Source organism: Sphingobacterium sp. UBA6645 (genome assembly GCF_002455685.1).
Taxonomy (GTDB): Bacteria; Bacteroidota; Bacteroidia; order Sphingobacteriales; family Sphingobacteriaceae; genus Sphingobacterium; species Sphingobacterium hotanense.
In genome coordinates, this window is sequence record NZ_DKLH01000004.1 from 18,585 (window position 1) to 33,776 (window position 15,192).

Annotated in this window: 13 protein-coding genes; 5 read left to right on the forward strand and 8 right to left on the reverse strand. The window is 41.8% G+C overall.

Annotated features, from left to right (window positions below):
• The first annotated feature begins 78 nt into the window (after nt 1-78).
• Together B2400_RS00580 and sucD are read left to right on the forward strand one after the other, a co-directional pair.
• Nucleotides 79-618, forward strand: a complete 540-nt coding sequence (locus B2400_RS00580; RefSeq protein WP_293930150.1) for an RNA methyltransferase — start codon at nt 79-81, stop codon at nt 616-618.
• Nucleotides 619-691: 73 nt separating this feature from the next.
• Complete coding sequence (gene sucD, locus B2400_RS00585; RefSeq protein ID WP_149526925.1) at nt 692-1,564, forward strand: succinate--CoA ligase subunit alpha; 873 nt, start codon at nt 692-694, stop codon at nt 1,562-1,564.
• Nucleotides 1,565-1,720: 156 nt separating this feature from the next.
• On the opposite strand, the gene B2400_RS00590 is transcribed toward sucD, so the two are convergent.
• The 5 genes from B2400_RS00590 to B2400_RS00610 all read right to left on the reverse strand — a co-directional run bounded on the left by B2400_RS00590 (nt 1,721) and on the right by B2400_RS00610 (nt 4,856).
• Nucleotides 1,721-2,284 carry a DUF4252 domain-containing protein gene (locus tag B2400_RS00590; protein WP_293930152.1) on the reverse strand — a complete coding sequence of 188 codons (564 nt, stop codon included), beginning with the start codon at nt 2,282-2,284 and terminating at the stop codon, nt 1,721-1,723.
• Nucleotides 2,285-2,297: 13 nt separating this feature from the next.
• The gene (locus tag B2400_RS00595) at nt 2,298-2,771 is read right to left on the reverse strand and encodes a DUF4252 domain-containing protein (protein ID WP_293930154.1); all 474 of its coding nucleotides are present in this window, start codon (nt 2,769-2,771) and stop codon (nt 2,298-2,300) included.
• A 12-nt stretch (nt 2,772-2,783) separates the two neighbouring features.
• Complete coding sequence (locus B2400_RS00600; RefSeq protein ID WP_293930155.1) at nt 2,784-3,452, reverse strand: hypothetical protein; 669 nt, start codon at nt 3,450-3,452, stop codon at nt 2,784-2,786.
• Nucleotides 3,418-3,933, reverse strand: coding sequence for an RNA polymerase sigma factor (locus tag B2400_RS00605; RefSeq protein ID WP_260042715.1), 516 nt, complete (start codon nt 3,931-3,933; stop codon nt 3,418-3,420). Before B2400_RS00605 ends, B2400_RS00600 begins: the two co-directional genes overlap by 35 nt.
• A gap of 428 nt (nt 3,934-4,361) precedes the next feature.
• The gene (locus B2400_RS00610) at nt 4,362-4,856 is read right to left on the reverse strand and encodes a DinB family protein (RefSeq protein ID WP_293930159.1); all 495 of its coding nucleotides are present in this window, start codon (nt 4,854-4,856) and stop codon (nt 4,362-4,364) included.
• Between the two features lie 87 nt (nt 4,857-4,943).
• On the opposite strand from B2400_RS00610, the gene B2400_RS00615 reads away from it, so the two are divergent.
• The 3 genes from B2400_RS00615 to B2400_RS00625 all read left to right on the forward strand — a co-directional run bounded on the left by B2400_RS00615 (nt 4,944) and on the right by B2400_RS00625 (nt 8,695).
• Nucleotides 4,944-6,803, forward strand: coding sequence for a CocE/NonD family hydrolase (locus B2400_RS00615; protein WP_293930161.1), 1,860 nt, complete (start codon nt 4,944-4,946; stop codon nt 6,801-6,803).
• A 25-nt stretch (nt 6,804-6,828) separates the two neighbouring features.
• Nucleotides 6,829-7,680 carry a TraB/GumN family protein gene (locus tag B2400_RS00620; protein WP_293930163.1) on the forward strand — a complete coding sequence of 284 codons (852 nt, stop codon included), beginning with the start codon at nt 6,829-6,831 and terminating at the stop codon, nt 7,678-7,680.
• A 151-nt stretch (nt 7,681-7,831) separates the two neighbouring features.
• Nucleotides 7,832-8,695 (forward strand): CPBP family intramembrane glutamic endopeptidase, encoded by an 864-nt coding sequence (locus B2400_RS00625; protein ID WP_293930165.1) that lies wholly within the window; start codon nt 7,832-7,834, stop codon nt 8,693-8,695.
• 18 nt (nt 8,696-8,713) lie between these two features.
• Here the strand turns inward: B2400_RS00625 and putP are convergent, their stop codons facing one another.
• From putP to B2400_RS00640, 3 genes are read right to left on the reverse strand one after another with little or no spacing between them, the layout of a single operon-like run.
• Entirely contained in the window at nt 8,714-10,213 is a 1,500-nt protein-coding gene (gene putP / locus B2400_RS00630) for a sodium/proline symporter PutP (RefSeq protein WP_293930167.1), read from the reverse strand.
• 26 nt (nt 10,214-10,239) lie between these two features.
• Entirely contained in the window at nt 10,240-13,140 is a 2,901-nt protein-coding gene (locus B2400_RS00635) for a tetratricopeptide repeat protein (RefSeq protein WP_293930168.1), read from the reverse strand.
• Nucleotides 13,141-13,164: 24 nt separating this feature from the next.
• Nucleotides 13,165-14,637, reverse strand: a complete 1,473-nt coding sequence (locus tag B2400_RS00640) for a S10 family peptidase (protein ID WP_293930170.1) — start codon at nt 14,635-14,637, stop codon at nt 13,165-13,167.
• Between the last annotated feature and the right edge of the window lie 555 nt (nt 14,638-15,192).

Genomic DNA, 15,192 nt, shown 5'->3' on the forward strand with positions numbered 1-15,192 from the left:
TTTCGGACTGCAAAAATAACATCTAAAAACTAATATTCAAAATCATTTTTAAAGTTTTCCAAATCCTTATCTTTGTACATGCAAAAATTATCGATGGATCAGCTCAATCGAGTTGACGTAGAAACATTTAAGAATCAAGATAAAACCCCTTTGGTTATCGTTTTAGACAGTGTTCGCAGCATGCACAACGTCGGCTCGGCTTTCAGAACCGGAGACGCCTTCGCTGTAGAAAAAATTCTTCTATGTGGAATTACGGGGACTCCCCCACACCGCGAAATCGAAAAAACAGCGCTAGGAGCCACACAATCGGTCGTATGGGAATATCACAAACAAACCTTAGACGCTGTCAAAACACTGCAGTCAGAAGGCTATAAAGTGTATTCTATCGAACAAGTGGACAAGTCTATCTCCCTGGAAACCTTCCAGCCCGCAGAAAACGAAAAGATTGCTATTGTATTTGGAAATGAGGTGCATGGCGTCGAAGAGGACGTAATTGCGGCATCCGACGGATGTCTAGAAATACCCCAATTTGGCACCAAACATTCCTTCAATGTTTCCGTAACGATAGGAATTGTCTTGTGGGATTTAGTTAATAAACTAAACTTTATTAAGAAATAGCAAAATAGATAGCGAGTTGATTTTTAGAAGTCAGTTCAAAATAGTAGATTTGCGTTGCAAAAAATAAGACAAAATGAGTGTATTAGTAAATAAAGATTCTAAAGTAATCGTTCAAGGTTTCACCGGTAACGAGGGTACTTATCATGCATCTCAAATGATTGAGTACGGTACAAACGTAGTTGGTGGTGTTACACCAGGAAAAGGTGGTCAATCTCATTTAGACCGTCCGGTATTCAACACCGTACAAGACGCTGTTGATGCAACAGGTGCTAACGTATCTATTATTTTTGTTCCACCAGCATTCGCTGCGGACGCAATCATGGAAGCTGCTGCTGCAGGAATCGCATTGATCGTTTGTATCACTGAAGGTATCCCTACTAAAGATATGATTCAAGTAAAATCTTACTTGAGCGACAAAAACTCTCGTTTAATTGGCCCTAACTGTCCGGGTATCATCACTGCTGAAGAAGCGAAGATTGGTATCATGCCAGGCTTTATCTTCAAAAAAGGTAAAGTAGGTGTTGTTTCTAAATCAGGAACTTTAACATACGAAGCTGTAGATCAAACTGTGAAAGCAGGATTAGGAATCACAACAGCGATCGGTATTGGTGGTGACCCAATCATTGGTACAACTACTAAAGAAGCTGTTGAATTATTAATGAACGATCCAGAAACTGAAGGTATCATCATGATTGGTGAGATCGGTGGTGGCATGGAAGCTGAGGCTGCACGTTGGATTAAAGAAAACGGTACTAAGCCAGTTGTAGGTTTCATCGCAGGTCAAACAGCGCCTCCGGGACGCCGTATGGGACACGCTGGTGCAATCGTTGGTGGTGCGGATGATACTGCTGCTGCAAAAATGCAAATCATGCGTGAGTGCGGAATCCGTGTAGTAGAATCTCCTGCTGAAATTGGAAAAGCAATTGCTGAAGAATTAGCTAAATAATTCCAAAGCCAAACAATATTGAAAAAGGAGCGATCGCATTAGGTCACTCCTTTTTTCGTATAAGCTATATCTGCCCAAGAGACTAGCTAGATTTAGATAAAAAGAAAAGGCCGCTCTGGCGAGCGACCTCTTCTAAACTAAACATTGAAACAATATCTATTTTGCAAATGCTAAATCTTTCGAATTAGATTTCATTTTATCTTTTTTCTCTTTGCTTTTAGTCGTCTCGTAATGATCGACCAATTGATTCAATTCGCTAAGGCTCATATTCGATTTGAGCTCAATAAAAACCTGATCTTCATTATCAACAACTCCCAGCATAATCTTCTTTATACGGTCGCCTTTAGTCAAGGTATTGATGCTCACTTTAGCGCCGTCGCTGTATATACTCATCAGTTCCTCGAATTGCTGATCGGCAAGGTAGTTCGTGAAACGCTCATGCAAACGATGTCCCTTCTCCCCTTCGATCGCCGTTAGCTTGATGCTTTTTATTTTCTTTAAAGCCATCGCCAGCATCGGGTCCTCCTCCTTCATCTCTCGCAGCTCGCCGAGGATAAAAGTACGCATTAAAATGCCCGGAACTTTGACCGATACGACTTCCGCATCGCGACTGATATCGCCTTTATGGATAAAGGCCATATTTGGGCTGGTTTTCACAAAACAGCTTTGCAATAATAATCCTATGCAAACGGCTACAATAAATCCTATTCCTCTTTTCATAATGCGTGGTTTTTTAATCGTTTTTATTCACTAGGTTGTTGATATCGTCATAACTCATTGCACCGTCAAGAATCATGAAGATGGTATCCTCATCCGAAACAATGCTTAAGAGCAGGTTATTCAATAGATCGCCTTCTACAGATTTCGCCAGAAACTTAATCTTATTGCCCTCCGAATTCACCACCATCAGCTCTTCAAACTTAAGATTGTCGACCGCATTAGTGACAGCGTTTTTCAACGTCGGTTGAGAGCCCTCAACAATCAGCATCTTGATCGAATTTATTTTACTGAATAAAGGTCTGATCGTTTCCAGATCCGCATCGTCGATGTTCATTTTATTCAACATCTTAAACATCGGCTTACCGATCTTGATGCTGGTTACCCCCTTCTGTTCTTTGTATTGCTCAAAAATATCATCCAGTTTTGAGACTTGAGCTTGTGCGATGCCCGCGAAAAGCAGGGCGCAGATTAACATGATCGTTTTCATATCTTCACTTTCTTAGATTTCTATATTCAAATGCTTTATTTTCTCCAGCCCCGCAACACCACGTTTCAGATTGCTAGTTGCTAAACTCAATGCCGTTTCCGTAATCTCTAGTGCCTTCTGCTCATCGTAGATTCTAACACCATTTACCTCCACGTACAGCCCCTCTTCTATTCCAGTCGAGGATTTATCCATTTCCATTTTTACTGCTCTCTCGGGCGAGCTTTGCGGCCGTCTCTTCGATTTAGGAACAGATGCAACGACTAATTCTTCTCGCTTCGGTTCCGCGACTTCTACTGTCTCTGGCTGAACTTGCTGCAGGGTTTCAGCATTTACTTTCGTATTGTCCGCTTTCCTATGTTCGGCAATCTGCTTCTGATCAATTGGCTGCATAGCATCCTCTTTCGGGCGGAAAATCAGAAAGCCAATCAGCAACGAAGCCGCTATGTTCGCGATCATGATGATACGTTTTGGCAAATTGACTACCCTCGCGTCCTTCGCACCCTTTTCTACAGTCGTAGCTTCCATAAAGGCATCAAAATCCCAATCCATCTTTCCCGATGGCTCCTTAAGTCCTCCAAAGAAAGCATCATCAGCATGCTCCTTCAATAAGCGCTCTTCCTCCAGCGATGTTTCCCCTTGCAGATATTTAGCTCTTAATTGATCCAATTCTTCTTTCTTCATAATCGAATACTTTTGTTAAGCTCGCTCGCACAGACTGTCTCGCTCTAGACAGATTCACGCGAACGGCGTTTTCATCTATTTGGCAGAGTTTGGAAATGTCCGATATTTCATATTCCTCTACATCTCTTAAATACATGACCATGCGTTGCTTCTCCGGCAGGGCATCAATGTATTTCAATATAAGTTCCTGTGTTAGCGCCGGGTATCGCTCAACTTGAATATCAGCGGGCGCTTCATTTAAGTATTTCGCTTGCCTGCCCGCTCTTTCAATCTTGTTCAAGGCCATGTTTCTCAGCGTGCTCATAGCAAATGCTTCCATATTATCGACATGACTCAAATCTGATCGCTTTTCCCATAGCTTTAACATCAGTTCCTGTACTAAATCAAACGCATCCTCCTCATGGGCAAGAAACCTATTCGCAAAGCGATACAGCTTATCCTTAAGGACGAATACTGTATTTTTAAAGGTTTCTTGATTCATAATTTTCGTAGCGTTTATATACAAGACAAGATGAACAGCCATTTCATTACATGAAAAATCCAAGAAAAACGAAACAGTATTCTATTTATTTGGTTTACAGCGAGATAATTTATAAATAATATTCAGGTTCTGATCAAAAAAACTTTCAAACTTCTCTCGAAGCGGCAAGAGGAATGCACGTTTTTGATGGGTCTTGAAGTGAAGCACATTCGAAAAACAGAAGTTGATGGAAAACCCAGCCTCAGTTTTGATGATCCAAAAGTTTTGCAGTGCGTCGATCTTTTTTCGAGTCTCGTTCTACACTTAACCCTTTCAAACCCAATTCAAACCCAATACAAACCCCTATCAGAACCGCTTGGAAAGGGCTATGATAGGGGTTTAATTTGGGAGTTGATTGTAGCTAACTTATCGTAGACTAGTCTCTCGTTTTATTTTTGTTCGTCCGCAGATGGACCATAGAGTCCCGGTACCGGGATATCTAACAAACGTAGATATACGGTCAACTGACCACGGTGGTGGATCAGGTGGTTGTTGATAACGAAACGCAGGGCACCTAGTTTAGGCATTTCGCCGATCACATAATCCCCAACGCGCATAGTCCAAGTTTTGAACCATTCATCTTCTGGGAAAGTATTAAGCGTTTGCTCATTCGCTTTGTAACCTTCGTCCAACGCCTGTTTAAGCTCGGCAACGGTCGACGGCTTGAAAGGCTTATAATCTGTTTGCAGATTGAAATCATTTTTGGTCAATGCTGTTGCTACCCAGTTGTGCAGCTCAACGACATGCCCTATTAATGCGCCCAAGGACATAGACTTTTCATGCGGTCTAAAGGCAAGATCTTCATCTTTCAATCGATCGATAATACGACGGGTACTATTGGTTTCACGTTCTAGTTCTACTAGAAATCCATCTTTAGTACTCATAGGATATGTTTTTGTTATCTCCGAAATTAATCAATAAAAGAGATAAAAAATAGCTATTTTCACGCTAACAACAAATTATACCGAAAAATGAAAAATGCCTTACTATGCTGTTTTCTTTGGCTATTTGCGGCTATCACTGCCATTGCTCAGGAGAAAACAGCAGACTATGTAAAACAACACTACAATAAGACGGAAAAATACATCACGATGCGCGATGGAAAGCGGCTGTTCACCGCCATCTATACGCCCAAGGATAAAACGAAGAAATACCCTATTCTGATCAACCGCACGCCCTATACCGTTGCTCCTTACGGTGAGAATGAATATAAAAAGAGTTTAGGCAGTTTCCCGGAAATGGCGGAGCTAGGCTATATTTTCGTGTATCAAGATGTACGCGGCAAATGGATGAGCGAAGGCGAGTTTGAAGATATCCGCCCAACCAGAACGAAAGAAAACGGGCATCAAATCGATGAGAGCACTGACACTTGGGACACGATCGATTGGTTGGTGAAAAATGTAAAAGGGAACAATGGGAAGGTCGGTATGTATGGTATTTCCTATCCGGGTTTCTATGCCACGGCAAGCTTGATCGGTTCGCACCCCGCCCTAAAGGCTGTATCGCCACAAGCACCAGTGACCGATTGGTTCATCGGAGACGACTTCCACCATGGAGGGGCGCTGTTCCTGGCAGATGCTTTTCGCTTTATGTATATTTTCGATGCGCCGCGTCCGAAACCCATTACGGATAAAGAAGGTCCGAAAGGATTTGAGCTATCCTCAAAAGATATGTATAAATTCTTCTTGGACAATCCTACGCTATCGGGATTGAAAGAAAAGTACTTAAGCCATACCGTGAAGTTCTGGGACAATTTGGCAAAGCACAGCACCTTGGATACCTTTTGGATGAGTCGTACGATTACACAGCACCTAAATAGCGTTAAACCTGCTGTTATGGTTGTGGGTGGATTATACGACGCGGAGGATACCTATGGAGCGTTCGAAACCTACAAGCAGATTGAGCAAAGAAATAAGAAGAACAACAATATTTTGGTGATGGGACCGTGGTTCCACGGAGGTTGGGTAAGGTCGGAAGGCGATTCGTTTGGCGATATCCGATTTGGCGAAAAAACAAGCCTCACCTATCAGCAGAAGTTTGAAAAACCATTCTTTGAATACCATCTTAAGGGTATCGGATCGTTCGATCCTGCCGAAGCGAATATCTATTTTTCAGGATCGAATGCATGGCAGCATTTTTCGCAATGGCCACCAAAAGATGTAGTCAAGGATGAACTCTACCTTTCTGCAGATGGTAAGCTGTCGGACAGTCCGCAACAAGGCGAACCTTTTATCGAATACCATAGCGATCCAAACAAGCCTGTCCCATCGCAAGAGGGAATCATCGTGAGCCGCACGCGCGAATATATGATTGCCGATCAACGCTTTGCAGCGAACCGTCCGGATGTAATGGTTTTTGAAACGGAAGTCCTCCAAGAAGATCTAACCATGGCGGGGCCGGTGACCGCGGATCTATGGGTTTCGATGACGGGAACCGACGCAGACTTTATCGTGAAGGTCATTGATGTGTATCCGGATACCAGTTCGGTTAGTTCTCCCATCAGCAAGGATGTGGTTATGCCAAACTATCAAATGTTAGTCCGTGGCGAGGTATTGCGCGGGAAATTCAGAAACTCATTTAGTGAGCCTGAGCCGTTCACACCGAATCAAGTAACGCAGGTAAAAGTTAATCTTCCGGATGTAGCCCATACGTTTAAGAAAGGTCATAAGGTTATGGTTCAAATACAGCACAGCTGGTTTCCATTAGTAGATCGAAATCCGAATAATTTCATGGATATATATCAAGCCAAAGAAAGTGACTTCGTTAAAAATACACATCGTTTGTATTTTGAAAAAGGAAAAGCAAGCAAGCTCGTCTTTGAGAAATTATAATTAAGCACACAAAAACTATTTTTATATGAACAGAATTCTAACCCTATTAATTGCTTTTTTTTACTTACTTCCTTTGTCCGCGCAGACGAACAGTTTGGTATGGAAGGTCTCGGGCAATGGGTTAAAAAAAGACTCTTATCTATTCGGCACCATCCACATGGCATGTGAGGAGGATTTCCGAATGAATGAAAACGCAAAAGCAGCGCTTGGCAAGGTTGAGCAGCTGGTGTTCGAGCTTGATATCAGCAAGCAGGAGAACCTTGCAGCAATGGCAAGCTATCTAAAGCCCGACCCTAACTATTTCAAAGACTTCGACCCCGCAAAAAGACAAGTGATGGATAGCATACTGACATCTCGAAATTTGCCGCCGCAGTACTTGGACGCCATGTCGCCAGCGGGCGTGATTTCGCTTTTGACCTTGTACACTTTTTCATGTTCGGATCCAACAGCCGTAAAAGGTATGGAAACCGAACTATTGAAATTGGAAGAAGCGAAAGGAAAGCCTGTTGCAGAATTAGAAACCGTAGATTTTCAATTCGGTTTGATGAATTCCATGATCGACGCAGAGGGAATATATCAATTCTTATCGACAATGGACCAGCAAAAAGCGATGGCAAAAACTATGGTTGATGCCTATTTTAAAGAGGATTTAGAGACCCTAGGCAATCTATTTAAAGAAACATCAAACTATATGAGTCCCGATAAATTAGTCGAATTGCTGGACAAACGCAACGAAGCTTGGGTAGAAAAGATGCCAACCATCATGAAGGAAAAGGCGAGTTTGTTTTCAGTTGGTGCAGGCCATTTAGTTGGAGAGAAAGGTGTTATCAATTTATTGAAGAAAAAAGGATACAAGGTAACTCCTCTACGAAACTAACAGCATCAGTTTTTAACTTTCTCAGTCGGTAAAAACTAAATAAATTAGACGCAAATATTTACTACTAGGTAAATATTTGGGTCATTTTATGATTAGCGGGCTGATTTTTTTGATATCTTTGCGATACCAAACCAGAAAAACAAAGAACTGCATGCTGAAGATACTTCAACATTTTTGGAGTTTCGTATTACACCCTTCCGACAGGAAGTTAATTGCCTATCAAACTGACACCTATAGCAAGGTATTTTCCACTTTATTTTTATTCAAGGTTCTGATCCTAGCGATCATCCTGCCCTTGCAATATCTAGTGCAATATTTGGACCCTGTCTTTACCAAGAAGAGCGATACGGATGAACAGGCAATCTTTTACATGATTTCTGCAGTTGTCTTTGCTCCTTTAATCGAAGAATTTATCTTCCGTTATTTTCTGAAATATAAGCGGTACTACCGCTTTGTTATCTCCCATAATACATATAGAAAGAATTATCGATGGTTGCTCTATAGTTCGGTATTCTTATACGGGCTTGCCCATCTTTTCAACTTTGAAAACGCCAATCTGCTATTTTACTTTTTAGGGGTATTGCTTGTATCCTCCAATCTCGTGGATGGCTTAGTATTTTCTTTTATCAGGGTTCGCTTAGGTTTTGTTTACAGTTGGGCTTTCTATGGAATTTGGAATTTATTCATCTTCTCGCTTATCGGCACGATCATATTGCTTAAAAATCCGGTAACCAAGATTCATAATGACAACATTGACTTAGAGATCAATGTTTCCCAATTCAGGGATACTACGCAAGCGCTTTTCTTTGTTCGGGAGAATTCAGATAGTCTTTTTAACCTAAATGTACGGCAGTATCCGCTAAGCCAGGTCATTGATTCCCTTTATGGTCCAAACCGATACCAAGTCGACGACGAATATATCGATATTGAAATGAGATCCGCTAAGGGCTATTCGAAAGATTCGTTGATGAACCTTCTTAAAGAAGATTTCACAATCGAACCGAATATACCTTAGCGGATATTTGTTATTTGATTAGCTATTCTTTACTATACTAGCAACCTCATCGAATTCCTTTTCGATTTCTTTGCTCACAGGTTTCGTTAGCAGGGATACCACGATGATGGTTAAGAAGCTAAGAATAAATCCCGGTATCATTTCATATACTTCTTTGTAATTATGCGGAACATAAACCCATGCTAATACGACGGCACCACCGACTAACATGCCCGCCAATCCACCCATAGCTGTTGTTCTTTTCCATAATAGTGAAAGGATAATCAATGGTCCAAATGCTGCTCCAAAACCAGCCCATGCATTACCCACAAGATTAAGGATGCTGTCCTTTGGATTTAACGATAGCAATAAGGCAATGATAGCGACGATCAAAACCGAAATACGGCTCATGATGAGCATGCTCTTTGGCGTCGCATTTTTATTGATAAAGGTTTTGTAGATATCCTCCGTCATCGAACTCGATGTCACCAACAATTGCGAGGATATGGTACTCATCACAGCGGCCAAGATAGCTGACAATAGAAAACCTCCAATTAAGGGGTGGAACAGGACTCTGGACAAATGGATAAAGATTGTTTCTGCTACTTCTTTCGAACCGTCGAACCGCTGCATGGTTGCGAGATCAAACTTCTGCAAGTAAGCAATGCCGAAAAGGCCCACCAACATAGCACCTCCAACGGTAAAGATCATCCAGCTGATACCGATATTACGTGCTTTCGCTATATCTTTGACATGCTCGATGGCCATGAAGCGAACGAGGATATGGGGTTGTCCGAAATAACCTAGGCCCCATGCCATTAAGGATAGTATCGAAATAGTTGTCGTTCCTTTAAATAGATCAAGGTAATTGCTGTTCTTATTCTCGATAATAGCCATTGTATCAGATAAACCACCAATTTGCGAGACAATTACTATCGGTAGAATGACCAATGCGAGCACCATAATAGTGCCTTGCACAAAGTCTGTTAAACTTACCGCTAGGAAGCCTCCTAAGAACGTATAGAGCACGACTACGGAGCTAGTAACAAACAAACCAGTATAATAGTCCATATTGAACGCTGACTCGAACAAACGTCCACCAGACACCATTCCTGCGGAGGTGTACAAGGTGAAGAACACAAGGATCAATACGGATGAAGCAATCTTCAGCAACTGTGTTTTGTCATGGAATCTATTTTCAAAGAAAACCGGCAATGTGATTGCATTTTTAGCGACTTCGGTATATACGCGCAGCCTAGGTGCAACAATAACGTAGTTTAGGAAGGCCCCAATGGTTAGTCCGATGGCTATCCATGAGGCAGACAGTCCGGAGAGATACATAGCGCCAGGCAGCCCCATTAACAACCAGCCGCTCATATCAGCAGCACCAGCAGAAAGCGCCGTCACGGCAGCTCCCATTTTACGCCCACCGATAAGGAATTCGTCTGAGTTACTGGTTGATTTTTTATAGGAATAAAGACCGATGAGAATCATCAGTAACATATATAATCCTATAGATATTAATTCGTATATATTCATATAAATAAGTTAAAAAGATAAAAATGCTATAATTTTGGTTGAATTTCCATATTGCTCCGGAATTTCGTTAAAATATTTTCCACTTTTGATTGTTTTTTACCGATTTGCGTCAAAAGTTGAAAGGCTTCTATATTGTAGGCATACAGGTCTAGCGCCTGCGTAGCATAGCTAATTGCCTTTTCTTCTTGGTTATGATGAAAAGCAAGCCAAGCTTGTGTTGCGAAGTCTGCACTCTGCGGTAATAAGCCGTTTGCTTTCGGCAGTTTCTGATAGAATAAGGCTGCTTTCTCTGTCTTACCGGCTTTCGCTAGCAATCTTACTAATCGTAAATTGTAGTTATGATCAAGGCGCGCAGGATCGCCATCGCGAACCATCAGTTTCTCTAGATAAAGTTCCGTATTGACTAGATCTCCCTTCTGGAAAAAAGCTTCCGCCAATAACAGTTCAAACTCTGGGCGACTGACCTGTGATGCCTGCAGTGTGCGATATACCTCATTTATGTTCTTAACTGCTTCATCAGCTTTTCCATTGGCTAATAGTGCTTCTGCATATTGGATACGAAGCGGGTAATGCTGAGGTCTCTGTGATGATAAATATGCTAAAGAGTCCACAGCATCCTGATATCCCAATAACGCCAATTGCCAATGGTAAAAAGATCGCTGATCGTTCAATCGATCTCGCAAGTATGTGGAGATTTGAGAACCGCTAGCGACGTAGGTCTTGGCAACTTGTATAGCCTTGTCTAAATCGCCGCGCGAGAAATAGAATTCTCGAAGAATGGCTGCATTCTTTGATTTTTCCATATAGTCCTGCTCCAAATCGAAGCCCTGAGTATAAGCGGCAGCTTGTGCTTCCAAATCTTCAGGCTGGCTAGCGATCAATAAATCCCCCGTCAACATATAGATCGGTGCATAGTTGGGGTTTATCTTTTTCGCTTGTGCAATACGGCTTTGGGCTCCTTCAAATTCTCCTTCAGCAATATGGAACTTCGCGTAGGCCAAAATAGCGGGAAGATAATCATTGTCGTAGTGCAATGCTGTATCCAACAACTTGTAGGCTTCTTGATAATCGTTCTTCGCGGCTTCTTCGGCAAGGTTAAGATAAACTTGCGACCAATTGGAAGCCATGGCCTGCTTATCGCCTGCGAGATATGCCCTTTCTTTGTCGATCAAATCATCCAAAAAGTTGTACATATCTGGATCTTTTTGCTGCAAGTCTGATAGGGTGTTCATCGACTTGAAGTCTAGCGGGTGTACTTTGACTTTTTCAAAATAGGCTGGATAGGTTTGTGCTAAATATTCAGACTCATTGTTTTGAGAATAATAATCCAAGGTCAGCCCTTTCTCCATGGCTTGATAATAGAGCGCTTTGATACGTCGGTTCTGTTCGTCGGTCAATACTCTTCCATGAAAAAGATGGACATATTCGTGCAGAAGGACGTTGCGTTCTTCAAATGCTCCACGTTCTACATATTCAATCGCTGCCGCACCGGAGCCAACTCCTCGGATATCCATCCACTGTCGGTTGTCGAACGTTGAGTTGAATCGGAAGTACGGTGCTTTCATCGCCAGTGCTAAATCTACATGCAGCGGTGGGATAACAAATAATCGGTACTGCTTGACTAGGAATGGGAAATAAACGACCGAGGTATAAAGTTGATTCCAAGCCATACCTTTTGCCACATCGCCAGGATAGTAAGCAACATCTGGGAATATCTCCAAGAAGTCTTCCATATTGGAAATATTCGGTGCCTTTAGAGCCTGCATAATGGTCGGATAGCTCTTCAGAAATGGGATGCGCTTAGATTTGATGACTGCCGCCAAACCGTTATGGGCAGGTCCATAATGCTTTTTGCGGTTCAGAATATCGAGAAATATGTCCTCTGCCTTTTCCAAACGTTGAAAACGATCTGCAGCGTCGAAATCTCCATATAGGAGTGATGCTTCGTGCATTTCAGGTAGAACCGAGGTCGGATAGTCTTCTTTTACTTTATTTATGGTCTGTAAGGCTTGATCAATTCTATTTGCTGTGAAGTCCTCATCAGCAGCCGTTAAGGCCGCACGTATGTCTTTTTCTTCGGCATCAACATAGTCCGCAAAGGTTAGATTGGTATGTCCATTACCTAGATGCCAATGTGTTTGAAAATGAAGCGGGTTGATCGCTAATGCGATGTCCCATTGAGCGACCATCGCGTTCAGCTGTCGAGCATCGATACGACGCCAAATAGCGTAGCCATAATAGAAACGGGCATCAGCGTTTAAAGGGTTTAATGCTAGCCCCTGCACAAGTACCTTCTCAGCCTCTTCAGGGTTTTGATCCCAGAAGAATACATCAGCCTTCAAGAAATATCCTGAGGCATCTTTCGGCTGTTTAGCGATCATGTCATCCGCTAAAGCTAGCGCTTCCTTATATTTCTTTTGTAGCATATAAGCGCGACCAAGGATCAACTTGGTTTCAACATCTTCAGGATGGCTTTTCAGGAGGCTTAAACTTTGCTTCTCGGCTTGTTCTAAATCCCAAGCTTCGATTTCCAAGAGTGCGAAAGTTCGCTGTACCCGATAATCTTGTTGCTCTTTCTTAGAAAGCGATTTCACGGCTTTTTCGCAGGCCGCGAAGTCATTATTGAGCCAGTGATATTTTGCTAGCAGTAGGGTTGTTTCAACCTTGGATAAGCTGCTCTTGTTGTTTAGGTGAGTACTAACCAACTTCCGTTCTCCTAAATCTAAAAGCTTGTTTAAATCATTAAAGGATGCTTTAGAGCTTCCTTTCAATGATTTAACCGCTTTATCTTTTTCCTGTTTAAGCAATTCCAAAACAGCTTTATGATCATTGAGCAGGTCTTGGGCATATGCATGTCCGATGAGAAGGAAAAAGGACAGTAGAATATATTGATAACGCATCATATAAATTAAAATAACCAGCCCCATAAGGGGCTGGTAGTTATATAATATCTAGTATTTTGCAGCCTTATCTGCAGCTGGGAGCGACTTTTTAATAAATTGGCGAATATCTTCATTCGCTTTAATCAGGTCTTCTTTTCGAAGATACATCATGTGGCCGCTACGATAGCCTACGAAGCTCATACGGTCGGAAAGCTTTCCCGAAGGATCCATCTGCCACATATTATATTTCGCATTGAAGTAATCCGTAGCACCATCATAGTATCCTGATTGCACCATCAAATGAAGATATGGATTTGCTGCCATCGCTTGTCGTAAGTTCAAGCCTGTATTATCGTTACTACGATCCCAAGGATGTACAGGTCCGAACATATTGTACTTAACATCGCTGATATACTTTAACTCATTAGCGTAATAGTAATTTATGGCTGGCGTAAAGGAATGTAGCCAGGATGTCAACTCCGCATTATAGTCGGGACGTTCGCCTCCATCACGTAGATCTAATCCTAAATATCGAGAGTCTAATCGGCCTATTGTTTGTCCCTTATCCCGCATTAATTCTTTCCAAAACAAGGATGTAGGGATATCCAAATTGTTCTGAGCGATAATGGTTTCGGAAAGCCCGGAGTATCTCGCCATTTTCTTAACTAAAGCACTTTTATCGTTCGCAGATAAACTAGAGCCTCTTGCTATTGCAGGCAATAATTCATCGAGTGTAAACTTCTCTACTTCGGGTAATAACTCTTCCAAGTCTCTGTTTTGAAGATCCGGAGTAAGGCGCTTATGGAACCATGCTGCGGCGGTGTAATAAGGCCATACATTGGCTTTAGCAACAGCGCCTTCGCGCTTTAGGCCTAGGTCTGTTGGTGAAACCAAGATAACACCATTTAAATACATCCATTGTGCATTTTGCAACTCTAAAGCTAATCCAGAGACACGAGTAGTACCGTAGCTTTCTCCAATCAGGTATTTAGGGGATGCCCAACGGTTATTGCGTGTCACAAAGGTATTGATCCATTCAGCGAGGTATTTGATGTCAGCATTAACTCCGAAAAATAAGGAACGGTCTGCCTTTTCATCTAGGATGCGGGAATAGCCAGTATTGATAGGATCAACATACACGATATCAGCAACATCAAGAATAGTATATGGATTTTCTTTTACACCGTATGGCTGCAATGGGTATCCCTCATCATCAATATTGAGCAAACGTGGACCTGTATATGCTAAATGCATCCATACCGATCCCGACCCCGGGCCGCCATTAAACGAAATAACTAACGGACGTTTGCTTTTATTCCTGATGTCATCACGGGTATAGTAGGTATAATGAACAGTGGCTAATACTTTCCCATTGGCATCCCATACAGGCTGTGTACCCGTTTTTGCGGAATAAGGAAATTTCTGCCCGTTTGCAGTGATTTGATGCTTGGTAACAAATGCGCTATCTGCAAGAGGGAGGCGTTGGGCATTAGTTTCAGCCACACAAATAAACAATACTAGAAGGAACAATAGGTTTTTCATAAAGAGCAATATAGGTTTAATAGATATGAAGAAAAAGCATCTTCCAGTCAATACGTAGGATTAACAACTAGAGTTGTCGCCGTCGCAAAATGGCTTTTACTATATCAAAAAATATCCAATTCAATCAGAATACAATATATTGAAAATATACCTCAATCATTAAAAATCAGCCCTTAATTGGACGAAATAGTCAGAATAGGTAAAGAATTGGATAATTTAGTATAAGGGGAAAATAGCGATTAGAAATTCCTATTAGATAATAGATATTAGACATAAGACGTTAGACATGCTTTCTGAACCAGGAAAGGAAGGATTAAAAGATTAGCATGATCCTGCCACTCCTCTAATCCTTCCTTTCCTGGTTCAAGACAAACATCAAAAAATCACAAGATTATCTTTCCTTAATAACCCTTTCCTGGTTCAAGACAAACAAAAAAATCATCCTTACTTACTGACCCTCCCCTTCCAAGAAAAACAACCCACAAAAAAAGCGCCCTATCGACGCCCAGCTCTAATATCTAACAGTCTAAATACCAAAAAAGCCCGTCATCTTTC